At 65.4% G+C, this 24,946-nt stretch carries 26 protein-coding genes; 11 read left to right on the forward strand and 15 right to left on the reverse strand.

Translation table 11 applies throughout. The annotated features are described in order from the left end of the window. Window positions 1–7 precede the first annotated feature (7 nt). The 9 genes from RhoFasB10_RS04220 to RhoFasB10_RS04260 all read right to left on the reverse strand — a co-directional run bounded on the left by RhoFasB10_RS04220 (window position 8) and on the right by RhoFasB10_RS04260 (window position 9,473). Complete coding sequence (locus RhoFasB10_RS04220; protein ID WP_167675218.1) at window positions 8–910, reverse strand: glycosyltransferase; 903 nt, start codon at window positions 908–910, stop codon at window positions 8–10. After that, window positions 907–2,214 carry a hypothetical protein gene (locus tag RhoFasB10_RS04225; RefSeq protein ID WP_167675220.1) on the reverse strand — a complete coding sequence of 436 codons (1,308 nt, stop codon included), beginning with the start codon at window positions 2,212–2,214 and terminating at the stop codon, window positions 907–909. Before RhoFasB10_RS04225 ends, RhoFasB10_RS04220 begins: the two co-directional genes overlap by 4 nt. Then, window positions 2,211–2,816 (reverse strand): CatB-related O-acetyltransferase, encoded by a 606-nt coding sequence (locus RhoFasB10_RS04230; RefSeq protein ID WP_068425587.1) that lies wholly within the window; start codon window positions 2,814–2,816, stop codon window positions 2,211–2,213. Before RhoFasB10_RS04230 ends, RhoFasB10_RS04225 begins: the two co-directional genes overlap by 4 nt. Then, window positions 2,813–4,078: a hypothetical protein gene (locus RhoFasB10_RS04235; RefSeq protein ID WP_167675222.1), complete on the reverse strand. Its 1,266-nt coding sequence runs from the start codon at window positions 4,076–4,078 to the stop codon at window positions 2,813–2,815. The genes RhoFasB10_RS04230 and RhoFasB10_RS04235 overlap by 4 nt, the downstream gene beginning before the upstream one ends. After that, window positions 4,075–5,067, reverse strand: a complete 993-nt coding sequence (locus RhoFasB10_RS04240) for a hypothetical protein (RefSeq protein ID WP_167675224.1) — start codon at window positions 5,065–5,067, stop codon at window positions 4,075–4,077. Before RhoFasB10_RS04240 ends, RhoFasB10_RS04235 begins: the two co-directional genes overlap by 4 nt. Continuing rightward, window positions 5,064–6,125 carry a polysaccharide pyruvyl transferase family protein gene (locus RhoFasB10_RS04245; RefSeq protein ID WP_167675226.1) on the reverse strand — a complete coding sequence of 354 codons (1,062 nt, stop codon included), beginning with the start codon at window positions 6,123–6,125 and terminating at the stop codon, window positions 5,064–5,066. Before RhoFasB10_RS04245 ends, RhoFasB10_RS04240 begins: the two co-directional genes overlap by 4 nt. Next, a complete protein-coding gene (locus RhoFasB10_RS04250; RefSeq protein ID WP_167675228.1) occupies window positions 6,122–7,135 on the reverse strand; it encodes a glycosyltransferase family 1 protein in 1,014 nt (337 codons plus the stop codon). The genes RhoFasB10_RS04245 and RhoFasB10_RS04250 overlap by 4 nt, the downstream gene beginning before the upstream one ends. 8 nt (window positions 7,136–7,143) lie before the next feature. Further along, on the reverse strand, window positions 7,144–8,238 hold the full coding sequence (locus RhoFasB10_RS04255) for a glycosyltransferase (protein ID WP_206030506.1): 1,095 nt from the start codon (window positions 8,236–8,238) through the stop codon (window positions 7,144–7,146). Window positions 8,239–8,585: 347 nt separating this feature from the next. Further along, the gene (locus tag RhoFasB10_RS04260; protein WP_167675230.1) at window positions 8,586–9,473 is read right to left on the reverse strand and encodes a hypothetical protein; all 888 of its coding nucleotides are present in this window, start codon (window positions 9,471–9,473) and stop codon (window positions 8,586–8,588) included. Between the two features lie 138 nt (window positions 9,474–9,611). Here RhoFasB10_RS04260 and RhoFasB10_RS04265 point away from each other — a divergent pair, with 138 nt between their 5' ends. Next, entirely contained in the window at window positions 9,612–10,250 is a 639-nt protein-coding gene (locus RhoFasB10_RS04265) for a hypothetical protein (protein ID WP_167675232.1), read from the forward strand. Window positions 10,251–10,340: 90 nt separating this feature from the next. On the opposite strand, the gene RhoFasB10_RS04270 is transcribed toward RhoFasB10_RS04265, so the two are convergent. The 4 genes from RhoFasB10_RS04270 to RhoFasB10_RS04285 are packed head-to-tail and all read right to left on the reverse strand — an operon-like array spanning window position 10,341 to window position 13,880. Beyond that, entirely contained in the window at window positions 10,341–11,309 is a 969-nt protein-coding gene (locus RhoFasB10_RS04270; RefSeq protein ID WP_167675234.1) for a glycine betaine ABC transporter substrate-binding protein, read from the reverse strand. Continuing rightward, on the reverse strand, window positions 11,306–12,043 hold the full coding sequence (locus RhoFasB10_RS04275; protein ID WP_206030507.1) for an ABC transporter permease: 738 nt from the start codon (window positions 12,041–12,043) through the stop codon (window positions 11,306–11,308). Before RhoFasB10_RS04275 ends, RhoFasB10_RS04270 begins: the two co-directional genes overlap by 4 nt. Then, window positions 12,040–13,239, reverse strand: coding sequence for an ABC transporter ATP-binding protein (locus RhoFasB10_RS04280; RefSeq protein ID WP_167675236.1), 1,200 nt, complete (start codon window positions 13,237–13,239; stop codon window positions 12,040–12,042). The genes RhoFasB10_RS04275 and RhoFasB10_RS04280 overlap by 4 nt, the downstream gene beginning before the upstream one ends. Continuing rightward, the gene (locus tag RhoFasB10_RS04285) at window positions 13,236–13,880 is read right to left on the reverse strand and encodes an ABC transporter permease (RefSeq protein ID WP_068425612.1); all 645 of its coding nucleotides are present in this window, start codon (window positions 13,878–13,880) and stop codon (window positions 13,236–13,238) included. The genes RhoFasB10_RS04280 and RhoFasB10_RS04285 overlap by 4 nt, the downstream gene beginning before the upstream one ends. A 367-nt stretch (window positions 13,881–14,247) precedes the next feature. On the opposite strand from RhoFasB10_RS04285, the gene RhoFasB10_RS04290 reads away from it, so the two are divergent. From RhoFasB10_RS04290 to RhoFasB10_RS04320, 7 genes are all read left to right on the forward strand, one after another. Further along, window positions 14,248–14,679: a Fur family transcriptional regulator gene (locus RhoFasB10_RS04290; protein ID WP_068425618.1), complete on the forward strand. Its 432-nt coding sequence runs from the start codon at window positions 14,248–14,250 to the stop codon at window positions 14,677–14,679. A 39-nt stretch (window positions 14,680–14,718) separates the two neighbouring features. Beyond that, window positions 14,719–16,944 carry a catalase/peroxidase HPI gene (gene katG / locus RhoFasB10_RS04295; protein WP_068425622.1) on the forward strand — a complete coding sequence of 742 codons (2,226 nt, stop codon included), beginning with the start codon at window positions 14,719–14,721 and terminating at the stop codon, window positions 16,942–16,944. An 83-nt stretch (window positions 16,945–17,027) separates the two neighbouring features. After that, complete coding sequence (locus RhoFasB10_RS04300; RefSeq protein ID WP_068425625.1) at window positions 17,028–17,312, forward strand: hypothetical protein; 285 nt, start codon at window positions 17,028–17,030, stop codon at window positions 17,310–17,312. A gap of 107 nt (window positions 17,313–17,419) precedes the next feature. Continuing rightward, window positions 17,420–17,788, forward strand: a complete 369-nt coding sequence (locus RhoFasB10_RS04305) for an STAS domain-containing protein (RefSeq protein WP_068425628.1) — start codon at window positions 17,420–17,422, stop codon at window positions 17,786–17,788. 157 nt (window positions 17,789–17,945) lie between these two features. After that, window positions 17,946–19,190: an EAL domain-containing protein gene (locus tag RhoFasB10_RS04310; RefSeq protein WP_346764350.1), complete on the forward strand. Its 1,245-nt coding sequence runs from the start codon at window positions 17,946–17,948 to the stop codon at window positions 19,188–19,190. 285 nt (window positions 19,191–19,475) lie between these two features. Continuing rightward, the gene (locus RhoFasB10_RS04315) at window positions 19,476–19,892 is read left to right on the forward strand and encodes a hypothetical protein (protein WP_167675238.1); all 417 of its coding nucleotides are present in this window, start codon (window positions 19,476–19,478) and stop codon (window positions 19,890–19,892) included. A 128-nt stretch (window positions 19,893–20,020) separates the two neighbouring features. Then, complete coding sequence (locus RhoFasB10_RS04320; protein ID WP_068426241.1) at window positions 20,021–20,587, forward strand: DUF6328 family protein; 567 nt, start codon at window positions 20,021–20,023, stop codon at window positions 20,585–20,587. Here the strand turns inward: RhoFasB10_RS04320 and RhoFasB10_RS04325 are convergent, their stop codons facing one another. Further along, window positions 20,588–20,797, reverse strand: a complete 210-nt coding sequence (locus tag RhoFasB10_RS04325) for a hypothetical protein (RefSeq protein WP_167675240.1) — start codon at window positions 20,795–20,797, stop codon at window positions 20,588–20,590. It abuts the gene before it with no gap. A gap of 600 nt (window positions 20,798–21,397) precedes the next feature. Here RhoFasB10_RS04325 and RhoFasB10_RS04330 point away from each other — a divergent pair. Together RhoFasB10_RS04330 and RhoFasB10_RS04335 are read left to right on the forward strand one after the other, a co-directional pair. Then, the gene (locus RhoFasB10_RS04330) at window positions 21,398–22,075 is read left to right on the forward strand and encodes a HemK2/MTQ2 family protein methyltransferase (protein WP_167675242.1); all 678 of its coding nucleotides are present in this window, start codon (window positions 21,398–21,400) and stop codon (window positions 22,073–22,075) included. 66 nt (window positions 22,076–22,141) lie between these two features. Continuing rightward, entirely contained in the window at window positions 22,142–22,912 is a 771-nt protein-coding gene (locus RhoFasB10_RS04335; RefSeq protein ID WP_240930869.1) for a GAF and ANTAR domain-containing protein, read from the forward strand. Here RhoFasB10_RS04335 and RhoFasB10_RS04340 read toward each other — a convergent pair. Next, window positions 22,869–23,573 carry a phosphodiesterase gene (locus RhoFasB10_RS04340; protein WP_167675244.1) on the reverse strand — a complete coding sequence of 235 codons (705 nt, stop codon included), beginning with the start codon at window positions 23,571–23,573 and terminating at the stop codon, window positions 22,869–22,871. The genes RhoFasB10_RS04335 and RhoFasB10_RS04340 overlap by 44 nt on opposite strands. 226 nt (window positions 23,574–23,799) lie before the next feature. Between RhoFasB10_RS04340 and RhoFasB10_RS04345 the strand changes: the two genes are divergently transcribed. After that, a complete protein-coding gene (locus tag RhoFasB10_RS04345; RefSeq protein ID WP_068425646.1) occupies window positions 23,800–24,936 on the forward strand; it encodes a glycosyltransferase in 1,137 nt (378 codons plus the stop codon). The last annotated feature ends 10 nt before the right edge of the window (window positions 24,937–24,946 follow it).

Below are 24,946 nucleotides of genomic sequence, written 5' to 3' on the forward strand. Positions count from 1 at the left end.
CTGCGCATCACGGAGTGAACGGTGGGGCATCTCGCTTGAGGCCCCACCGCCACACCTGCCCGAGCCGCGCCACCCGCGCGCGTCGCGACGCCGACGACGCCCCACCGGCAACCACACCGGCGAGCGTGACCAGAGCGAGCTCCATACGCTGGACGTAGCTCGTCAGTCTGCTGCAGTGATACGACGTGAGCCGGATCGCGGCGTCGGCGCGTGCTCGTTCGACGAGGGTGCCGTGAGTTTTCTGCGACGACGCGGCGATGTGCTGAATCTCGGCTCGCCGTGCGACGAGGAGATCGATTCCCTGCGACGACGCCCGACGCGACAGGTCCGCATCCTCGCCGTACAGGAAGAACCGCGAATCGAACGGTCCGAGCTCTTCGAGCAGCGCGCGGTCGGCGAACAACGCACCGCCACAAACCTTTTCGACCACCACGACATCCGCGTCGACCTCGGCGAGAGCGGCAGCGAACCGATCGCGCTTCCGCTTGCGCGAGATCGAGAAGTTCCACTGCATGTACGCGTCGGATTGCACCCGGCCGTCACGGTGAAGCCATCCTCCCACCAGCGATCGTGGGTGGTGGTCGGCCGCGTCGAGGAACCGGGCGAGCCCGTCGGGCGCGAGGGCCGCGTCCGGATTGAGCATCAGAACCGAATCCGCGGTCGACGCGGCGACGCCGTGGTTGACGGCGCGGCCGAATCCGACGTTGCGGTCCATCCGCAACACCCGCATGGTCGACGCGTCGATCGTGTCCTCGACGGGCGTCGAACTTGCGTTGTCCACCAACAGGATCGATCCGTCGACGCCGCATGCTCGATACGACGCCTGCACCGAGTCGGTGCACGCACGGAGGAGGTCGGGGTCGGATTCGAAGCAGACCACGACGACGTCCACGGTCGTACTGCGTGTCATGAGCTCACGTCCTTCTTGTCGAATCCCAGTAGGCCGATTCCGAAGCCGCACAACAGAAGTACCGGGCGGATGTAGAGCGCGTCGTAGAAGAAGCCCGACAGCACGATCGCCAGGATCAGGACGGCTCCGGCGCGGACCCTCGTCGAATCGGACCGCAGCAGAGCGCGAATCGCGATGACCGCGAGGGCGACGATGCCGAGCACGGTGACGACGCCGAAATCCCACAGCAGACTGAGGAACAGGTTGTCGACGGTCGTGAACCCCTGGATGCCGAGTCCACTGCCGAGTGCGTCGAGCAGACTGCGTGCACCGGAACCGAACACGACGCACGCGCCGCTGCAGGTGTCCGACCATTCGTCGAACACGATCGCGGCGTAGTTCCGATTGTCGAGTGACGCGGATCCGGTGAGGCCGCCGAAATCGAAGACACGTTGGCCGGCCAGCGCCGACCAGTACAGCACCACCACAGTGACGGCAGCTGCCAGCAGCAGCGGCCCGAGCCACGCCGTCCGGTACCCGACGGCCAGCTGCCCCTGCCGACGTCGATACGCAGTCGTCGCGACCGTCGCGACCGTCAGCACGGCCACGGCTGCAGCACACAGAACGGCTGAACGGGTTCCCGAGGTCGAGACCGACACCGCCGTGGACAGCACGACGACCCATCGCACCGCGGTGCGCCTCGACTGCGTGGACGACGACAGCACCAGAGCCGCGGCACCGACACCGACCGCCACCATTCCGGCGGGTACTGCCTGTCCGATCAGCCCGCGGGACCGGAACGTGTCCCGGGAGTACGCGATGTAGTGCGGGTCGCCGAACAGCTCGCCGAAGACGTGCTGCTGCACCAGATATTCGACGCCCATCGTCACGGCCAGCGCGACGGACAGAACGACGAGGGCGACCAGCGGCTGCCGTAGCGCCACCGCCAGTCCGGCGCCGACGACGATGGGCGCGAGCAGCGTCACGTATCCGACCGGGTTGAAGTTCATCACCTGGTTGAACGTCAGTACGAGGAAGCCGAACAGCAACGCGGGCACCACGATCGTCGTCTCGGCGCGACGGATCGCCCACACCGCGGCCGCCGACCCGACGAGCAGACCGACCAGTCCGAGATAGCGCCAGAACGACCCGACCGTGACGAAGTCGACCGGTATCGCGACGACGATCGCCGCGGCAGGCAGCAGCAACGTAATGCTCCACCTCCCGCGTCGCTCCGTCTGCACGGTCTCCGCAGGTGCAGGTGTACGAACGCGAGTACTGCGTCTCACCTGCGCCGGTATCACCGGCCTCGCCGGGAGTGTCATCGAGCGGCACCTTTCTCGAGCCGCGCCAACGCTTCCAGCGGGTCCTCCCCCGCGAGATCGGCGACGCCGTCCGCCACTCGGTCGTCGTCCCAATCCCACCAGCGCAACGCTCGCAGACGCGCGATGACGTCGTCGTCGAATCGTTTGCGTACCAATGTTGCCGGATTACCGGCGACGATCGAGTACGGTTCGACGCTGCGCACCACGATGCTTCCCGCCGCGACGATCGCGCCGTCGCCGATGTGAACTCCCGAGACGATGGTGGCGCCGAACCCGATCCACACGTCGTTGCCGATCACGACATCGCCCTTGCTGCAGGGGTATCCATCGGTTCCGGCTCCCGGCAGACCCAACTTGTGACGGATCGGGAACGTCGTCAGCCGATCGGTCGGATGGTTGCCGCCGAGCAGGATGTTCACTCCCGCAGCGATCGAGCAGTATCGACCGATACGCAGCCGCGTCGGATCGTTGTCGTACAGGCGCACTTCGGGGATTCCGTAACTGTGCGCGCCCATCTCGACGCGTCCCGACGCGATCAGGTTCCGCAGAACGCGTCGGCGATACCGGTTCGGGTCGACGACCCTCAGCACATGATCGATCATGCGAACACCTCCCGTACGTAGCGGCCGGAGACCGCCCAGAACCACAGTGAGAACGCCACCATGGCGGCAGCCCAGACGGTGATCAGCGTCATCCCCGCGCCCGTCGTGATGCCGATGCCGTAACCGAGTACGACGACGGCCGCCAGTGGCACGAGGTAGCGCAGCTCGACGTCGGGCCTGCCTGCGCCGGTCAGGATGTTCACCGGCGCGATGGTGGCGCAGTTCGCGCCGTGTGCCAGCGCGACGAGCAGTACGACGGTCACCGACGGCGTCAGATCGAGCGCGACGCGCTGGGCCACGAACGCCACGACGCCTGCCCCGATCATCAACGGAACCATCACGAGCAGAACGAGTTTCCGGACTCGAACGAGCAGAGCGGTGCCCTGCTCGGACGTCGTCAAGCGGGACGAGTCGGCGACAAGTCCGGCGGCAAGCGCGATCAGCACGATCTTCGGGATCATGACGAATCGCGTCACGATGTCGTAGCGGGCGAGCAGTTCCGCGTCTCCGACGAGACCGAGTGCCCACCTGTCGAGTTGGGTGATCGACAGCCCGAGCATCGCGACGACGACGCGAGTCTTCATGAACAGTACGATCGTCTGCCGCACCGATGCCGACGTATCGGCAGCCAGCGCAGCATCGTTGCGGCGCCTGCCCCCTTCGAGCGCGAATCCGAGAACCGCCTGCACGCCGCCTGCCACGACGGTTCCGATGCCGAGCGAGACGATGCCTGCCCCGGACTCCAGCGCGACGAGAGTCGCGACCAATTGCACGGATCCGCCGAAGAACAGCACCGCGGTTCGGCGATAGAAATGGCTGCGCCCCAACGCCGCAGCACCGTAGACGACGCCGATGCTGCGCAGCACACCGCCGAGCGAGACGAGCGCGATCAGCGTGTAGACCGACCCACGATCGGCGGTCAGGCCGGCCGCAGTCGAATACGCAGGCCAGATCCCGATGGCCAACGCTCCCAACACGATCGGAGGCAGAGCCGACAACCCGCACAACGTCGTCGACGTGCGAAAGTCGAGGTGGCCACCGCCCGAGAGCTTGGTCGCGAGTGTTGGTGTGCCGAAGTCGAACACGACGAAGATCGTCGACAACGTCGCTGCCAGAGCCCACACGGCGTAGTCGTCGACACTCAGATAAGCGGATCCGAGGATCGGCACGAACGCCACGAAGGCACTCGCGGCGATGGCAGGCAACCCGCCCTTGAGCAACCGAACCGCAAGACTGCGCACACCCGCTTCAGTCGAGGTCACTGCCGCCGGCCCAGCACTCGTCGGCAGCGTTCGACCGACTCGGTCATCGTGGCGCGGCATTCCTCCAACAGATCGGCGTCGATCGTCGGAAACCGTTCGGCGGCATCGCCTTCCCACCGGCCGACCCACGGCATGCCGACGGCGTCGAACACCGGCCCGACCGTGTCGGACGACGACTCGACCCATCCGAACGGCACGGCACCTTCCGTCGCGCCTGCGACGAGGGCGTGGACCCGGTCGCTGACGACGAGCGCACTGCGCGCGTAGACGTCGCGCACCGTCTGTTCCTGGTCGGCGTGATTCTCGACGAACCAGGCACGGTACTGCCCGCCGAGCGCCCGCGACAGATGCTGCGACGTCAGATAGTCGGCCGAGGAGTGCACGAGCACCGCAGGCTCGAGCCCCAGTGCCGACGTCGTCGCGGTGAACCACTCCATCCAGGTATCCGACGGCCTCGGGCGATCACCACGCAGCACCACTGCCGCGAACGGCCGATCGGTCTCCCATCGGTCGACGGGCGTGCCGAGCCGAAAAGCCCAGTCGGGCACCGGACGGGGATGCCGCCTGCGACAGAGGGCGGCCACGAGACGATACGGCAACAGTACCAACGGATTCGCCGACGACGCGTCGACGCCACGGCCGCGCCAGATCCCGCGCCCGCCGCGCGGGAACGCGACGATCATCAACATCGCCAGCATCCACATGTGCATCGAGTGGCGCGCGCTGACCTCGACGCGTCCGGTGTCGACGGCGATGCGCGTCGGCCCGCGCAGTGCACTGACGAATGCCCGCCCGAGCCACACCCGAAAGCTGCCCGTCCGAACGTCGTTCGCGTCCAGACCGAGTCCGGCGACGTAGTCGGGCGACGACGTGCCCGTCCACACGACGAGGTGCCCGCGCTCACGCAGATAGTCGAGATAACCGCGCCGCGCGATGGACGACGCTATGTTCCCGGTGCGTCCCGGCGCGCACACGTACACGGTGCTCACGGCGTGGCCTCCACGTGAGGAACGAGACTGCGCAGGTTCTGCACCAACTCGTCCCGTGCGGGTATCGCGCGGCGCATCCCTTCGTCCACATCCGCGACATAGCGCCGACGCTCCGACTCGTCGTCCAGTAGGGCACGCACCTGCTGCAGCACTCGCGCGGGCTCGAACTTGTTGACGTTGTGCACGTACCGATCGAGACCGAGATCGGCGAACGCACCGAAACCCTTGCGCTCGTAGGCAAGATGAACTACGAAGTGCCCGGCCTTCAGCGCCATCAACGCGGCGTGCAAACGCACCGCAACGACGACTCTCGGCGTCTGCGGGGCCAGAAAGTCACCGCGCGGCAGAATCTTTCGCGCACCGACCGAGGCCATGGCGTCGACGTCGTCGTTGCCCGCGGTCGCGCTCTGGACGTACCCGTCGAACGCTCCCACCTGGTGTGCGAGATCCACCACCAGCGGACCGACCTTCCCGCGTACGGCCCGCACCGTCAGGACGGGCACGGGATCCACATCGAGCCCCCTGCGCTCGATGTGGCCCGCGCCGAGAATGGCCAGATCGCTGAGCCGCCGCACACCGGCGTCGGCGAACTGCGCCAGACTGCGATCGTCCCGCACGTAGAACGCGTCGATCCTCCGCATACGGCCCGCCAACAGCCTGGTCACCGCGGAGTTCGCCGGGCCGACGCTCTGGGGAAGGTACACCGTCGGTGTGGAGGTTCGGCTCGCCGCCCACAGCTGCGGACCGTGCACCAGTGCGGTTTTCAGCGTTTCGACGGCATAGCCGGCGCGCAGGTAGCCACCGCCCACCGCGACGACGAGGTCCGCGTCGTCGAGCTCGCGGAGCAGTCGACGATACGGCCCAGCGTAGCCGGTGAGCGACGGACTCGAATCGACCACGCGTGCATCGATTCCCGCGAAGGTCTCGGGATGCGACGCGGCGATCGTGACGTCGACGCCGTCGCCGAACGCTGCACGCACCAACGCGAGCGTCTCGTCGACGAGCAGTCCGTCACCGGCGTTCTCGGCGCTGTATCCGTGCAGCACGACGACCTTCATGATGCCGCCGCCTTCTCGTACACCCGAAGATGGGCATCCACGCTCACATCCCACGTGAACGACGACGCCCACAGACGTCCGCGAGCGGGCACACTGGCGCGCCACTCCGAATCCTCGGCGGCGCGGACGATCCCGTCTGCGATCCCGTCGGCGTCGATGTCACCGAGAACCCCTGCCGGACCGGCGATGTCACGCAACGCGCCTCGGTTCGACGTGAGAACCGGCGCCCCCGCGGCCATCGCCTCGAGCACCGGGAAGCCGAATCCCTCGTAGAGACTCGGGAACACGAACAGCGACGTCCGCTGCATCAGCGCACGACGGTCGTCGTCCGAGACGAATCCGAGGTGAATCACGTCGGGACTCTTCGAGATTGCGTCCATGGACGCGTCGAAGTTCCACGCCGGCTTTCCGGCGATCACGAGCGGTAACCCGAGCGCCCGCACGTCGGGACGGCTCATTGCCTCGACGAGTGCGACGAGGTTCTTGCGCGGTTCGATGTTGCCGACGTACAGCAGATACTCGTCGGGAACCCGCCCACGCACATCGTCGGACAACGACACCGGTTCGGCGAACGCGTCGGCGTCGATTCCGTGCGGCACCACGTGGATGGTCGCGAGGTCGACACCGAACACCTCGGCGATGTCCTCGGCACTCGACGCCGACACCGTGACGACGGCGTCGGTACTCGCCACCGCACGTGCGACGCGTGTGCGCCAGATCTTCTCCTGGGCACCGCTTCGGACGCCGTCGATCCATCGGCTGGCGATGCCGTGCACCGTGACGACGGACGGCGTTCTCGTCCGCAGCAGAGGGCCCGTGTCGGCGACGTAGTGCAGCACTGCGTCCGTACGCCTGAGGCCCTGCACGGTTTCGGAGAGCATGGTCATCGGTGCCGAACCGTGGAACCGCATCGACTCGACGGCCGTACCCCTCGCGCGTAGGCCGTCCGCCAGTTCCCGTGCGTAGGTCGTGTTGCCTCCCACGTGCCGCTCCAGGATGCGTCCCGGCATCAGCACCCTCACCCTGCCCTCCGATACAGAGTGTCGAGTGCGAGCGACTGGACCGCGGGCGAATGAACGGCCACCGATTCCCTCGTCTCCCTCTGCGCGCGGTGCCGGTAGGCCCCGTCGGAGAAGAATCGGTCGACGGCGTCGGCAGCGGCACGAGGGCAGTTTCGCGTCAGCGGGAATCCGAGCCCTTCGAGGGCGTCGATGCCGCGCGCCAGAATCGGTGTCCCGACGGCCGCAGCTTCGAGCAGGGTGATCGGCGCACCCTCCCACTCGGCGGAATGCAGGTACAGATCGGCGGCCGCGATGTGCTTCTTGACCAGGTCGGACGGCACCCACCCGGTGATGACGACGCCTGCCTGTTCGAGCACCTCACGCATGTCGGCGTCACCGTCGCCGACCCACGTCCAGCGCACGTTGCTGTGCGACGCACGGGCTACTTCGGCGAAGAACAGCGGATCCTTCTGCGCCGAGATCCGCCCTGCCATGACGACCTCGGGCCTGCCGTCGGGACCGTGGTCGGACGGCGGCACGAGTGCGGCGTCGGGTACGACGTTGGGCAGGTAGGTGACCTCGGTGGACGGGCCTGCCATGCGCGCTGCGGACGCGGCCTCGAACGGGCTGATCGCTGCGATCGTCTGCGCTCGTCTGCTCAGCACCGTCTCGATCGCGCGGTAGGCCGACCGTGCGGCGCCGGAGCTGTCACGACGCAGAAATGCGTACGCGTGCGGGGTGTAGACGACCTTGATGTCCGGTCCGAAATCGAACAGACGCAACAATCCGGCGAAACTGGAATGCAGATGAATTGCATTCGGTTTCGTGCGGAGGATATGCGCTCGTGCCGCCCGGATGAAACCGGCCAAAGACCCGTTGTAACTGATTGATTCGGCACCGCACGGCTCTGCGATGTCGTGTTCGGACCGCGTTCGCACCAGAACCTGGTGAACGAGCGACGGAGAATTCTCGATGTAGCGAGAAATGGCGGATTGAACCCCGCCTCCGTATGCCTCCGAAATATGAAGGACATCTGCTCGGCACACATGTGTGCCCGTAATTCGTTGTGTCACTGCAACTCCCCGACGAAGTGCGCTTTGTGTAACCTGCATGCACAGATGAGCGAGCTGCCCACACGGCGCTGATACGGCCGGACGGCTCGACCTCTGATTCGAACGACTCGACACGGCATTTCGACGCCGATTCTGTCATCCAAGGGAATGACACACTGTCGTTCGATCGTTGTCAAACCGAGATGGAATTCGAGCCGCGTCGGTATCGACAATCATCGATGAATCGATTTATTTCATCGAATGAATGCCTTTCGGCGAACGCCGCGCTACCGATTCGACGAATTCTTGCACCACACGACCGGTCCGACGCGACATTCCGCGGGCCATCACGCTCGAAACGATCCGTAAACCGTTCGAATCCCCGAAAAACGCGCACTTGGCTCGCGTCAGATCAGTTCCCGATGCCCGGACGGGCGACAGACGGTGTTCCACAGCTCCGCGGTCTGGATAGCCCAGAACGCGGCGAATTCCAGTATCAGCGCAGCTTCGGCGACGAGCACGAACAACGTCCACTCCACCGTCGCCGACAACACGAGAACGGCGATCAACGTGGCCAGCATGACGATTCCGACGATCCGATACGCGAGGACGTACCGATCCGATTCGGAGAGAACGGCATTCGCCCAGATCGCAAGAATCACGAACGCGAACATCGCCACCGCAGCGAGGCTGTGGCCGTGCCGCTCGAACCAGTGCGGCGTGAACACGAACGTGTACGCCAGCACCGCCGTGACGATCCCGCCGACGATCCGTGCGAGCGTGCCGACCGGCGTCCACGACGCCCCGAACGCGCCGGACGCGAACGACACCGACGCCACGAGAACGAGGAGAGCACCGACGACGACGCTCGATACGTTGTTGCCGATCGCATGACCTGCGTTGTAGTCGAGCGGCAAACCCGGCCCACCGCACAGGCCTCGCATCCGGCCGCCGCCGTCGGGACCGAGGTTGGTCGGCCATCCAGTCGGAACGGTGGCAACGACGAACGCCCACAAGCCGGCGAAGTCGTACAGGACGTCTTCGGTATCCGAACTGCCCTTGTAGACGAGCAGCAACGTGCCGAGGGCACACAGCACAGCGATGAAGACAGTGTGCACGTCGGTGAAAAAGTAGGCGCTGATGGATGATTGGAGACACCATCCGGCGGACGCGACCTGGATGAAGACCGAGACGAAGAGCATCAGCACCAGAATCACGACGCCGATCCGGAGGCTGCGATACGTACCGAGAACGGCGGCGACCGGGAAACCGTCGCCATCCCCGTTTCCAGTCACGCAGGCTCCCATGTCGACAGGTACCGAACACTTCATTGAACATCGGACCGGCGACGTGCGGGTCGAAATGGATCGAGTTCGACGCGCCGCCCGCAGCAGCGAACCGATGGTTTTGTAATGAACTAAGGTCACGATCAGATGAACTACTCGACCATCGACGACGACACACGGCACCTCGGGTGCTCCGGAGGACTCATGCCGTATCGAACCGGACGCGTACCGCTCGCGCGTCGCCGGCTCCGGTCGTCGGCCATGATTCTGCTGGCAGGCGCGTCGCTGTACGGCGTCACGGCGTGTACGGCCGGTGCACGTGACGTCGCCGAACCGACGCCGGTCGTGGAGACCACATCACCCACGACGGTCGCGTCGTCCACGCCGACCCCTGCGCCGACGACGCCTCCCCCGCTGATCCCGCCCAGCGTCGTCGCGACGGCAGAGCCGGTTCCGTCCGTCGACTACGACGTTCCCGCGATCCCGCCTGTGGCGACGACGGAGTACGTTCCTGCACCGCCCGTCGACAACGGCATCACGACGCCGTCCCCTGCACCGCCCGAACCGTCGATGCCCCCGCCGAATCCCGTCGATTCGCGCGGGTTTCCGCTCGGCACCACGTGCGGTGCGGTGTCGTGCACGTCGCCGGACGGAGTCACGTTCGTCAATCCCGATGCCGTGCCGAATTTCGGTACTCAGCCGTTCGATCAGCTGTGTGAGCAGACCATCTGCTCACCTGGTTTCCCGCTGACCCCCGGGCTGCCGTCCACCGGAAGCGCAGGCTAGCCGTCGGCACCGCTTGAGTGGTTCATCCATACGAACAGATGGCTTGAACGGTTCATTCAAGCCCTCTGTCCGCGCCCACCCTCGGCCGAATCAGTTCACGAGGCCTTCGCTTCGCAGCCAGTCGTAGGCGACGTCAGAAGGATCTTCACCGTCGATGTCGACGCGCCCGTTGAGTTCCTGCATCAGGTCGTCGTTCAAGCGCTCGGAGACGACGGCCATCAGGTCGGCGATCTCGGGATGCTGCTCGAGAACCGCACCCCGCACGACGGCCGTTCCGCTGTAGGGCAGGAAGAACTTTCGGTCGTCGTCGAGCACGGTGAGGTTCAGATTCTTCACGCGCCCGTCGGTGGTGTAGACCATGCCGAAGTTGCACGGTGCGCTCTGCGCCGTCGAGGTGTAGGCGACGCCGGCATCCATGCGTGTCACCTGGTCCGACGGCACCCCGTCGGGCGCGTTCAGCGGAATTCCGTACGTCTCGAGCATCGGCACGAATCCGTCTGCACGGCTGAAGAATTCGTCGTCGACGCAGAACGTCCTGTCACCGACCGGGAGCTGTGCGACGTCGGACAGCGACGTGACACCGAGCCTTTCGGCGGTGCCGGCCGACGCAGCGAACGCATACGTGTCGTTGAAATTGGCGGGCGGCAGCCATTCGAGGTCGTAGTCCTGCTTCTCGATGTCGTGGACGCGCTGCCACAGCTCGTCGGGGTCCGAGATCGTCTCGGTCTCGCCGTGATAGTTGACCCATCCGGTTCCGGTGTACTCCCACAGGATGTCCGCGTCGCCGTTCAACTGCGCCTGGCGCGACGACGCGGATCCCGGTGCTCCGGTGAGGTCGGTGACGTTCGCACCCGCCGCGGCCAGGTAGGTCGCGGTGATCTTGCCGAGAAGCACGCCCTCGGTGAAGCTCTTGGACGTCACCACCAACGATGCGCCGTCGAGCGGCGCCGCGTCGTCGGTGAGCGTCGTGCTCTCGAACGTGCCGGACGAGCTCACGAGCCCGCATCCCGACGTGAGTGCCGCAATCAATGCGGCTCCGAGTGCTGCTCTGCCTCTCATGCCACTCCTCGCGGGGTTGCGACGAGCTCGACGAGTCGCCCGAGCCAGTCGATGATCAAGGCCAGCAGTGCCACCAGAACGGCGCCGGAGATCAGCAGTTTCGGCAGGAACAGCGTCACTCCGGTCGTGATGAGTGTGCCGAGGCTCGTGGCGCCGATGAACGTACTGAGCGTCGCGGTACCGACGAGAATGACCAGTGCGGTGCGCACTCCGTTGAGGATCACCGGAACTGCGAGCGGCAGCTCGACCTGTGCAAGCGTGCGGACGCCGGAGAATCCGATGCCGCGGGCCGCTTCGATGGTCCGCTTGTCGACCTGATCGATGCCGGTGATCGTGTTCTGCAGAATCGGCAGGATCGCATAGACGACGAGACCGACCACGGCAGTACGGAATCCGGTGCCGAGCCACATCGTCAGCAGCACGATCAAACCGACTGCGGGCGCCGCCTGGCCGACGTTCGCGAAGTTGATGACGAAGGGCTTGAACGGCTTCGCCTTCTCCCGCGTCAACAGGATGCCGAGCGGAATGGCGATCGCGATGACGATGATCGTGGCCGTCAACGTCAGCTTGATGTGGTCGAAGATGGTGTTCTGCAGGTTCGTCCATCCGAGTGACGCCTCTTCCGTCGGCGTCAGCGTCGTCGTCGCATACCAGGAGAAGTAGCCGATGCCGAGGATCACGATGAGCAACGGTTCGAACCACACGTCCATCGGTGTTCGCCGCAACCGGTTCATGCGGAAGGACTTTCGCCGTGCGCGGTGTACGAGACGTGGCCGTCGCCCTCGCGGGCGTCCGACAGCTGACCGCGGATGACGGCCATGACCGTGGCGATCGTGAGAGACCCGGTCACCGCGCCGCGGCCGTCGGTGACGAGGACGCCGCCCTGGCTGGCCGCCAACATGGTGTCGAGGGCGTCGTTCAGTGTCGACGACGGCGCCACCGTCGGGAGACGGTTGTCGACGTAATCCGAGATTCGGTCCTTCGTCGCCACCTCGTCGAGCGACGGCCACGACCGGGGGCGGCCGTCGGCGTCGACGACGACGATCCACGTGACCCCTGCGGCTTTCGCACGGGCGATGACCTCGTGCGAGTCGTCGCCGACGCGTGCCGTCACGACCGGTTCGTGGTCGACGTCCTTGACCCTCGAAAGCGTGAGATGCGCGAGCGTGGCACCCGAGCCGATGAACTCCTCGACGAACGGAGTGGCGGGACGCGCGAGAATCTCCTCGGGCGACGCGTACTGCTCGATCTTGCCGCCTTCGGACAGGATCAGCACTTTGTCGCCCAGCTTGGTTGCTTCCTCGAAGTCATGGGTGACGATGACGATGGTCTTGGCGACCTCGTGCTGGATTGCGATGAGGCTGTCCTGCAACCGAACTCGCGTGATCGGGTCGACGGCGCTGAACGGCTCGTCCATGAGTAGGACCGGCGGGTCAGCGGCAAGAGCACGTGCGACGCCGACGCGTTGCTGCTGGCCGCCGGACATGTCCTTCGGCAGCCGGTCGCGGAAGGTGTCCGCGTCGAGCCCGACGAGGTCGAGCAGACATTCCGTGCGTTCGGCGATCCGCTTCTTGTCCCACCCGAGAACACGCGGTATCGCGCCGATGTTCTTGGACACCGACCAGTGCGGAAACAACCCGCCTGCCTGGATGACGTAGCCGATCGACTGGCGCAGCTTGTCGGGGTCTTCTCCCGTGACGTCGCGGTCGCCGATGAACAGCCGGCCCTCGGTCGGTTCGATCAGACGGTTGATCATCTTCAACGTCGTCGTCTTGCCGCAGCCGGACGGTCCGACGAACGCGACGATGTGGCCTGCCTCGATCTCGAGGTCGATCTTCTGCACGGCGGGCTTGGCCTGGCCGCGGTACTGCTTGACGACGCCGTCGAGCCGAATCGAGGCACCGGTGACGGTCCGTTCGGTGTCGGTCATGACAATCCCTTCGAGATGGTGAGGCGCCCGAGGAGGACGAGCAGCGCGTCGAACACCAGGGCGATGACGACGATGAGAACCGTTCCGGTGAAGGCCATCTCGACGGAATTGGTTCCGCCGAGCCGGGACAGACCGTTGAAGATCAGCGAGCCGAGACCGGGGCCGAGGACGTACGCGACGATTGCGGCGACACCGACCACCATCTGCGTCGACACCCTGATTCCGGTGAGTATGACCGGCCACGCCATCGGCAGCGACACCGAGAAGAGGATGCGGACACGCGAGAGTCCGATTCCCTGGGCGGACTCGATCACCGTGTCGGGCACACCGCGGAGTCCGACGATCGCGTTGCCGATCACCGGCATGGCCGCGAAGAACGCCAGCATGATGAACGACGGCACCACGCCGAGCCCGAACGGCACGATGAGCAGCGCCAGGAGGGCAAGGGACGGGATCGTCAACGCGACGCGGCTGCTGGTCAGGGTCAGCGAGGAGAACAACGGAAGCCGATGCACCGCAACGGCTGTCGCGATGGCGACGAGGGTACCGACGAGCACCGTCTGGAAAGCGAGCGATGCATGTTGGTACGTCAGAAACGCGAGAAACTCGCCTCGCCCCTGAAGGTAATTCCAGAGGTTCACGAAACTCCTTCGGGCAGCGGGCTTTCAAGAGGACACAGTGAAACCGTCGACACCCCCGTGTGTCGTCGGCGACGATACCGGCCGTTTCGCATTCACGCCCGACTTCAGGGAAATGGTCGACTGGTCGAACTCCACGCCCAGCCGAGCCGTGTGCTCGCGTACCAGCGGAAACGGGCGAGGCCGCGACGGCGCGCCCTCCCAGCGCCGAATTCGAATCAGCTCGAGCAGAACTCTGGCGGCTCCGCCGCACGTGCACGGGAATACGTAGCCCACTATGTATTTCCGTGCACATGCGGCGCAGCCGCCTGTTTGGATCAAATCCAGAAAACCCTCGCGCGATCCGCCGATCCCTCCTAGTGTTGGGGGCATGGCTTCGGCATCCGACACTGCGGCCCGGCTCCGCGCCGCGGGACTTCGCGTCACGCAGCCGCGCATCGCCGTCATGGATGCCGTCCGCGCCAACCCGCACGCCGACACCGAGACCATCGCGAGCGTCGTGCCGAACACCTCGCGTCAAGCCGTCTACGACGTGCTCGACGCGTTGTCGACGGCCGGTCTGCTGCGTCGGATCCAGCCTGCAGGACACCGTGCACGGTACGAGTCGCGCATCGGCGACAATCATCACCACATCGTGTGTCGCACTTGCGGTCTCATCGCCGACGCGGAGTGCGCGACGGGCGAGACCCCGTGTCTGACGGCGTCGGACGACCACGGTTTCGCGCTCGACGAAGCCGAGGTCATCTTCTGGGGAACGTGCCCGAAGTGCGCCGCACCCACCGAAACTCGATCACACCCGTGATCGTTCCAGATCGACCAGCCCACCGTCGAAAGGAATGCAGTGACCTCCGATAGCCGCCCGCCGAACCCGGACACGGGAACGCAGAGCACCAGTGAAAGCGAAAATCCGGTCATCGAGTCGCCCAAGCCGAAGGGCGACAGGCCGCTGACCAACAAGGACTGGTGGCCGGAGCAGATCGACCTGTCGATCCTTCATGCACACACCTCCAAGTCCACCCCTCTCGGCGAATCCTTCGACTACAAGGCCGAATTCGCGAAGCTCGACGTCGACGAGCTGAAGGCCGACGTCACCGCGGTACTCACCGACTCCAAGGACTGGTGGCCCGCGGACTACGGCAACTACGGCGGCCTGTTCATCCGCATGAGCTGGCACGCCGCAGGCACCTACCGCATCTACGACGGCCGTGGCGGCGGGGGGCAGGGCGCACAGCGCTTCGCACCGCTGAACAGCTGGCCGGACAATGCGAACCTCGACAAGGCGCGCCGCCTCCTGTGGCCGGTCAAGCAGAAGCACGGCAACAAGATCTCGTGGGCCGACCTGCTGGTCTTCGCCGGCAACGTCGCTCTGGATGCCATGGGATTCCAGACGTTCGGTTTCGCCTTCGGCCGCGAGGACATCTGGGAGCCGGAGGAAGTCTTCTACGGACCCGAGGACACGTGGCTCGGCACCGACAAGCGGTACTCGGGTGAGCGTGAACTCGCCAAGCCCCTCGGTGCGACGACGATGGGCCTGATCTACGTCAATCCCGAAGGGCCGGAGGGCGAACCGGATCCGGTCGCCGCGGCGCACGACATTCGTGAGACGTTCGGCCGTATGGCGATGAACGACGAGGAAACCGCCGCGCTCATCGTCGGTGGTCACAGCTTCGGCAAGACGCACGGTGCGCGTCCTGCGGACAAGATCGGCCCCGAGCCCGAGGGTGCGCCCGTCGAGCAGCAGGGCCTCGGCTGGAAGAACGGCTACGGTACCGGCAAGGGCGAGGATCAGGTCACCAGTGGCCTCGAGGTCGTCTGGACCAAGACGCCGACGCAGTGGGGCAACGGCTTCCTCGAGAATCTCTACGGCTACGAGTGGGAGCTGCAGAAGAGCCCCGCGGGCGCGTGGCAGTTCGTCGCCAAGGACGGCGCGGGCGCAGGCGAGATCCCCGATCCGTTCGGCGGACCGGGACGCGCACCGACGATGCTCGTCACCGACGTCGCATTGCGCGAGGATCCGATCTACGCCGAGATCACCCGGCGCTGGCTCGATCACCCCGAAGAGCTGTCCGAGGCGTTCGCAAAGGCCTGGTACAAGCTGCTGCACCGCGACATGGGACCGATCGAGCGTTACCTGGGCCCGTGGGTTCCCGAACCGCAGCTGTGGCAGGACCCGGTTCCGGCTCGGCCGTCGACGCTGATCGACGACGCCGATATCGCGTCGCTCAAGGCGAAGATTCTCGAAACCGGCCTGTCCGTACAACAGCTCGTCGGCGTCGCGTGGTCTTCGGCCGCGAGCTTCCGCAAGACGGACTTCCGCGGCGGCGCCAACGGTGCACGCATCCGTCTCGAGCCGCAGAAGAACTGGGAGGCCAACGAACCCGCGGTCCTGGCCGAAGTTCTGAGCGCACTCGAGCAGGTGCAGAAGAATTTCAACGGCAGCGGCGACGGCAGTACGCAGGTGTCACTTGCCGACATCATCGTCCTGGCGGGTGCTGCGGCCATCGAGAAGGCTGCACGCGACGCGGGCCACGAGGTGACCGTTCCGTTCACCCCGGGGCGCACCGACGCGTCGCAGGAGAACACCGACGTCGATTCCTTCGCGGTGTTGGAGCCTCGCGCCGACGGCTTCCGCAACTTCTTCAAGGAAGGCGAGGAGACGCCTGCTCAGGTGCTGTTCCTCGATCGCGCGTACATGCTCGATCTGACCGCGCCTCAGGCGGCCGTGCTCGTCGGCGGTCTGCGTGCCCTGGGCGCGAACCATGGAGGCACGAAGCACGGTGTGTTCACCGACCGTCCGGGCGTGCTGACGAACGACTTCTTCGTCAACCTGCTCGACTCGGACACCGAGTGGACCAAGACCGGCGACGACGAGTACGTCGGCAAGACTCGGGCGACGGGTGAGCAGCGCTGGACGGCCACCGGGCTCGACCTGATCTTCGGTTCGCACTCGCAGCTGCGTGCGATCTCGGAGGTGTACGCGCAGGCCGACAACGGTCGTAAGTTCGTCGACGACTTCGTCGCGGCATGGGTCGAGGTAGCGAACAACGATCGGTTCGATCTGAAGTAGCCGAGTCTCGACCAGGATTGACCCAGAAGCCCCCGGGGTATGACGCAGCGGATCATGTCCGCGTCGACCCGGGGGCTTTTGTTTTGACGACCAGCGCCACGCCACCTCTCGCGACTCAGCAGGAGTCGACCGCTCCTGCGGTCGTAGAGCAGCCGATTCTGCTGGACCTCGCGTCCGTGCGGCTGCTTCTCGACGCGCTCGGAGCGATCGCGTTGTTCGTCACGGCGACGGTGGCGCTGTCCATCCACGAAGCGGTCGCCGTGACTGCTGCCGTCGGAATTCTCGTGCTCGGCGCCCGCGGATTCAGGCGGCTCGCCCGACGGTCGTTACCTTCCCGTGATGTTCGTGATCAATCCGTGACCTTCTGACAACCCTTCCCGCAACCTGAGGCTGAGAAGGTATTCACAGACGTAGAAGCACTGAAGAAGCCGGTGCGCCCCGATATTCCATTTGTGAAGACTAAGGGGAATGCAACATGACCGTTACAGAACCCGTGGCCGACTTCATTGCGCACATCGCAGACCAGGAACCGCCGGCTCACACAACTCGCTACTCGCTCGACTCGGAGTCCTACTCCGCCGACTACGCGGTCCTCCGCGCCTCCGGTGAGCTCGACATGTCCGCTCGTGTCGAGTTCGTCGAGACCCTCGATCGGATGGCAAACGAGCACGCGCACGTTCGCGTCGATCTGTCCGAGGTGTCGTTCATGTACTCCGGCGTAGCCAACGCGATCATCGACAACGCCCGCATCAACGATGGCACGGTGAGCGTGTTCGCGCCGACTCGCCCGGTGCGCATGATCCTCGACGTCCTCGGCGGCGGAGACTTGGTAGTCGACGAATAGGAAAGACCAGTAGGATCGAGTCCGCGTCGAGCAGCCGGCGCTGACAATCGCCGCATACGCGCCGACGACCTGCTTGCAGATTCATGCCGGATGAGCCTCCAATCGGTCGTCCGTCGCCCGCGTGCGACGACACTCCGACGCTGGAGGCTCATTCTGCATGACTTCTGCTTCTGAACACGCTGCTGTGCACACCAGTCCCGAATCGCCCACGTTGCTCGGGCTGGAGGTATCCATGCAGTTCGCGCCGGTGCGGCGGCTCGACGATGCCGCGTTGGCTGCTGTCGAACTGCAGCTCAGCGGTCCGCGTGGGTCTGCTCTCGAATCTGCCGATGCCCTGCGCCGGGCAGCGCAGATGATGGACCAAAGGGCCGAGTACGACGACCGCAAGTTCGAGTTCTCCCGCAGCGAGGTCGCGGCGTCGATCGCCGGGACTCTCCCCCTACTCGTGACGGTCGACTCTCAGTCTCGGGTCGCGCTGGAGGCTCCCGCGTCGGACAGCCCCGAACGACTGATCGTGACCGTGAACGTCGCGGACATCATGAACAACCCCCACGAAGCCCTCGGGCGGGTGCAGACCGCCCGGTCGCACGGTCGTCTGATCGCTCTCGACGGCGTAGGCGCCGAACTGCACGCCGCGACGCTGCTGTCGCTCATCGAGCCGGACATCGTCATCACGGCGCGAGAATTCATCACACGGACCATCGACTTCGAGATCGGATCCCTGGCGCACGCGTTGGCCGCCTACGTCGAGCGTACGAACGCGGTCGTCATCGCCGAGGGCATCGACAGCGAGGCCGCCCGTCTGTCGGCACAGACCATCGGGGCGACCTACGGCCTCGGCGCTCTCTATCCGCCACTCGCGAATCCGGACACGTTGCTGCGAGAGAACGTCGTCCCCATTCCGAACTCTCCGGTGTGGAGCACTCCGGCATCCGACGTGGGCACGCCGTACGGCATCGTCAGCACGCACGCGGAGTCGCGTCGCGGAACCAAGCGCCTCCTCGTGCAGATGAGCAAGACCCTCGAGTCCCAGGCCGTCGCGATGGGGTCGTCGATGCTGGTCCTCGGAACCTTCCAGCGGGCCAAGCACTTCACCCCGACGACCGCGATGCGGTGGCGTCACATGTCCGAATCCATCGGTTTCGCCGGCGTCTACGGCGTGGGTCTGTCGCACATGCTCGACGGACGCATTCAGCACGCACCCCTCGACGAGGATGACGACCTCGTCAACGAGTGGGCCGTCGTCGTCCTCGGGCCGCACTATTCCGCACTGTTGTCCGCCAGGGACCGCCACGACAACGGACCCGACCTCGAGCGCACGTTCGACTTCGTGCAGACGTACGACCGCACGACGGTCGTCCAGGCAGCGCACACGATCATGCGTCGGTTCGTCACGGCGTAGACGGCTGCACAGCGGCGCCCTCCGTTCCGTGGCCACCCGAGATTACCGACGAGTTCTCCGACATCCGTCGGACTTCGCCCGTAATATCTGGTCAACGTGGTTGAGGAGTAGCCCGTAGTCGAACGAACCGGACTGCGGTGTGCTGCGAAAATCCGTTTCAGCATGCCGCCGTCCGACGAGGCACGGAGGGTATCGATGACGCTACTCGACTCGGTGCATACTGCACCTGCGTCCATACGAATGTCGTTCTGCACACCGATCGTCTTGGACGCGAACGTGTTTGCGATGTCGGTGGACGAGCCGGCGGGCGGGCCCGTCGTCGTCCGCGTGTGCGGTGGATTCGATCCGGCGTCGACGCGCGAGTTCGAACAGTGCGTCGACGACGCCCTCACTTCCGGTCGCCCGATCGTGATCGATCTGATGGACGTCGAACACATCACGCCGCGGGCTGCGTCCACTCTAGCCAAGGCGTCGGTTCGGTTGAGCCACAGCCGATCCTGCATCACCGTCGCCTGCCGGTACTCGGTGCGGGGCACCATCGTCAGCCTCGCGGGCACTGTCGACTGTCACGACACGTTGGCACAGGCCATCACGGCGGCGCTGCTGTCGCCGACGGAGTCCGTCGGTCATCGCCCACTGGCCACGACCACCGTGACGACGACGAACGACGCCGTCGACGCATTGCACGGAACCTATTTCTGACTCTTTCGTGGGCGATACCCCCGCCCCGGGGTGTGAGACGGTCCTGAGCGGGTAACCTGTTCGCCCCTGGGCGCAGCGACTGCTCGGCGGAATTCTGCTGCCGACGCATTGGAGGAACAATGTTCGGAATGTCCAGCACGCGGGAAGAAGATACCGGACCTTCGGAATTCCACGGCGCCTACAACCGCGAGAATCGTGGCGAAACCCCAGTTCAGACCCTCGATCGCAACTGGATATCGCTGTTGCAAGAACTGCGCGTCGTACAGACCGGTGTGCAGTTGTTGACCGGCTTCCTGTTGATTCTTCCGTTCCAGGAAAGATTCCATCGACTTCCCGATTACGGCAAAACGGTGTTCATGCTGACGGTGGTGTCGGCCGTCGCGGCCACCATTCTGTTGGTGGCGCCAGTGGCGATGCACCGATTGCTGTTTCGGCGACGTGCCGTCGCACAATTGGTCGCCGCAGCACACCGATCCGCGGTCGCCGGTCTCGTTTTCCTCGGACTCGCGATGACCGGCGTCGTCGTGCTCGTCTCCGAAGTCGTCATGGGAGGCGCGGCTGCGGCCGTCGGCGGGGGCGTCGCAGTCGTGGCCTTCGTGTCGATGTGGGTGGTCGTCCCGCTACGCATGCGCCCACGCGCGGGGACGCAGAATACCGACGAGTCGTACGCGGACGCGTCGAAAATCAAGTCCTAGTCAGCTTTTCGCGGAATACAGCTGTGCGAGTTCTTCGAGAACCGCTTCCGCCCGATCCGCCCCGTCCTGATGCCCCGCCCGGCGGAGAACATCGCGATGCGCTGCAAGTTGCGCGCACAGCGCCGGAATCGCCTCGGCGGGAATGGCGTTGACCGGACGTTCCATGCGGAAGACCTCTTCGACGGCCTCGATCAGATTTCTGTCAGGCATGACGCGGCGGCTTTCTGCGGGTGCGGTGAGTCGCGTTCGCTGAAAAGACGCCTCGAGCAGGGAATTCGGCGAACGGAGTGAGTCGATGTCGACTCCGACCGGCACGTGCTCGACCAGGTTTTGTGGACCTTACCACGCGTCCGACACCTCGCGAGCGACGCGTCACTGCTTTTCGGGCGCCCTTTCGAAATCACGGGTAGTGTTGGTAGCACCGCCGCGTCTCGAGAGCAACGGCGGCCGACCACGTCACCTCGAGCCCGCGGGCAGACGTCGAAGTGTGTCGCGCTCGCGCACTGCGACACGATCCAATTCCGATCCGGCGCTTGACCGCCCGGTCGACCGGAGGTGCCCCATGGCGTCCGAATCTTTACCCAACGTGATCTGGACCGAATCACGGAAGCGTCAATACTGGTGGGACAGAGTTGTTTTCGGCGAGCATCCTCCCACGTCGAACAGCATGACACCCCCGCCTACCCCGACCCACCGAGCTGATACCACGCGGAGAATGCATTCTGCGTAGTGGACCGAAACCTTCGCGCCGGAGCAGGGTTAGAAACAATCGGACAGGGGCACCCTCGGGTACCGACTACGGAGGTACCTGTGACCGCAGCCCGAGAACGTACTTACCCCACCATCAGCGTCGACGACGGCGTCTACTCACCTCAAGAGGATTCTTACCTCCTGTGTTCGGAAATTACATCGCTCGGGATTCTTCCCGGTGCCCGCGTCCTCGATCTGTGTACCGGTAGCGGTATCGCCGCCATCGAGGCCGCGCGCAGTGGAGCACGCGAGGTGTTCGCATACGACATCTCCGAGCAGGCGGTGTCGTGCGCGTCGGCCAACGCCGTTGCCAACGGCACGAACGTGAACGTTTGCCTCGGAACACTCACCGACGCGCAGCGCCACGGTCCGTTCGACGTCGTCGTGTCCAATCCCCCCTACGTTCCCTCCCCGAACGAGCCGGAAGGCATGGGTCTGCACCGGGCCTGGGACGCCGGCGATCGCGGCAGAACCGTCCTGGACCTGCTGTGCTCCAGCCTGTCCGATCTGCTCGTACCGGGCGGTGTGGCCGTGTTCGTCCAGTCCGAGTTCGCCGACGTCGACGAATCCGTGCGGCAGCTCCGTCTATCCGGTCTCGACGCCTCGGTGGTGAGACGACAGACCATCGAATTCGGGCCGGTCATGCACGAACGTGCGGCATGGTTGGAAGCCACACGTCAGCTCGACGTCGGTCGCCGGCACGAGGAACTGGCCGTCATCTTCAGCCGCAGGCCGTGATGCGAACCATCGCTGACTGACCCGAAACCTTCCGATCGAACTGGCTGGTATATAAAATTCAGTTGTTTGTTCGACAGCGTGTCGATCCTGCATCCAGCAGCCGACGCGCTTGCCCGGAAGGACATCTGGATGTCGTACGACCGCGGAGAAGACCGTTCTTCACGGCATGCGGAACTACCCGCGCTTCTTGCTCAGTTCGCGCGCGACATGCGCGACGAACGCAGGTCCACGTCGAATACGCTCAACGGTATTCTGCACACGGCGGTCGAGCTCGTCGACGGCGCCGACAGCGGCTGCATCACGACGCTGACCAAGGGCGAGCGCACGGTCGTAGCCGCGACCGACGAGATGGCCGAGGAACTGTGCCGTCGACAGTACGAGTACGGCGAAGGTCCGATCGCATCGGAGGTGCGCCACTTCGATGTCGTGGTAGCCGACGATCTCGGTGTCGAACATCGCTGGCCCCAGTTCGCCGCAGGCGCCGTCGACCAGGGCGTGCGGTCGTTGGTCGCGTTCCAACTGTTCAGCAACGGCGACGACGTCGGAGCGCTCGTGCTCTACAGCAACCGAGCCAAGGCGTTCGGCCCCGACGCCGTTTTCACCGGGGAGGCGCTGGCCGCCCACGCCGCGATCGCGCTGCTCGGCGCGCGGGACAACGAACAGTTTCGCGCGGGCTTGGCCAGCAGGGACATCATCGGCCAGGCGAAGGGCATGATCATGGAGCGGTACAAGATCGACGCGGATCAAGCTTTCGAATTGCTGACCAAACTGTCGCAGCAGCGGAACATTCCGCTCAAAAAGGTCGCGGAGGAGCTGGTCGCGGCAGAGCGTCCGTAGGTCGGCCCTCCCTGCTGTTCCGGTACGCCGACTGTCGAACCGCTCGAAGCCATTCGGGCGCAGGCCGGACCTGCGGGTGACTGTTCCGAACCGGGTCGAAACCGACCTGTGCGTCCGAGATGCCACTCGGACCGGTCGGACGAAGGTACGCCAAGGGCACGAAATCGTCTGCCCCGCATGCCTGGTCGATGCGAAATTCCATTCGATTGCTGAACAGCGCGTCGCGCGCGTTCTCCAAATTCATGGCGCCGGTGGGCGATTCGGTCGCCACGGCGCGAAGCCACCACGAACGCCCGTCGTACTGCAGAGGCATCAGCGTCGAGAGCTCGGCGGTTCCCCACGATCGCGCCGGCCACGGAATCATGCGGCCGACGATCCCACTGCCCGATCCCGCGAGCAGAACGTCCCAATCCTGCTCGTCCGGTGACCGTCCGAATCTGCGAAACGCCAGTCCCCCGATGTCGGGTATGCCGGAGGGCAGTCCGATCCCCTTCGACAGACGTGCGAGCACGTCGCCCGACTGCAGCGGCAGCCCGTGCCCGTCCGGCGCCACTCGGCGCACCTCACCACGGAACATGACCCCGTCGGGATGGAACACCCGGGCCCGCCGCAGCGCCGACGCCGCTCGAAAAGGCGTGCCTACCAAGGCTGAAAAATCCATGCGCTCCCTCGACCTCCGGACGCACGTATTCCCCATGGCGGCAGGTATCAATCCTCACGAGCGAGTTCGATTGCTGCGCAACCCCCGAGCGCGGCTGGTTTGTTCCGACAACTGGGGGGTATCACGTCGTTCGGATACATCGACCGACCCGACAACGAGGGGTGTGCGTGATTTACGCTGCGCGAAACAAGGCTGCGCGAAACAAGGAAACGGACGGCGGACGCCCGTGAGTGCGGACAAGTTGCACATCGCGATCGTCGCCTCGAACCGCTTCCCCATCAAGCAACCGTTTGCGGGCGGACTCGAAGCGCACACGTGGCACCTGGCCCATTCGTTGGCCGACGCTGGGCACGAGGTGACTCTCTTCGCCGGGCCCGGGTCGGACCCTGCATTGGGCAGCACGTGCCTCGACGTGCAGGTCCTCGAATTGTCTCCGCAGGCCCGCGCCGACGTCTCGATGCCGTCGGACACGTTCATGTCGGATCATCACGCGTACCTGCGGCTCATGCTGGACCTGGCAGCCAGCAGCCAGTACGACGTAGTGCACAACCACAGCCTGCACTATCTGCCCATCGCGATGGCGCGAACACTCGCGACGCCGGTGCTGACGACGCTTCACACTCCGCCGACGCCGTGGATCCAGTCGGCGGTGGCCGCGTGCGACGGCGTCGGAACCAGGTTCGCCGCGGTCAGTCGGCACACCGCCTCGATGTGGCACGGGATCGTCGACGAGATCGACATCGTGCCGAACGGTGTCGACGTGCTCGGTTGGCCCGAGGGATCCGGCGGCCCGTATCTCGCCTGGTCCGGCCGCTTCACACCCGAGAAGGGGCCCCACCTCGCGATCGAGGCCGCAGTACGAGCCGGGTACCCGATCAAGCTCGCGGGCCCGATCTCCGACCCGGAGTACTTCGCTCGCGAGATCGGACCTCGCTTGAACGACCGGGTGACGTACGTCGGGCATCTCGATCAGCGCGAACTCGCCGCGTTGGTCGGCGGGGCAGCTGCCGCGCTGGTCACCCCGTCGTGGGACGAGCCCTACGGGCTGGTGGTGGCCGAGGCGTTGGCGTGCGGCACGCCCGTCGCCGCGTTCGCGCGTGGAGGCATCCCCGAGATCGTCACCGCCGACTGTGCGACGCTGGTACCTGCCGACGACGTCGACGCCCTGGCCGCAGCGATTCCGCGTACCGTCGCGCTCGACCGAAAGACGGTCCGCCGTCACGCGATCCTTCGATGCTCCGCCGAGACGATGCTCGACGCCTACCTGCACCTGTATCGAGGAATGATGTCGGCGCCGGTGACAAGGTTGCACGATCCCGTGAAGCATCTTCGCCCCGCGGGACGTCGTCGCCGGCCGGCCTGAACCATGGCCG

The organism is Rhodococcus sp. B10 (assembly GCF_011770055.1).
Taxonomy (GTDB): domain Bacteria; phylum Actinomycetota; class Actinomycetes; order Mycobacteriales; family Mycobacteriaceae; genus Rhodococcoides; species Rhodococcoides kyotonensis_B.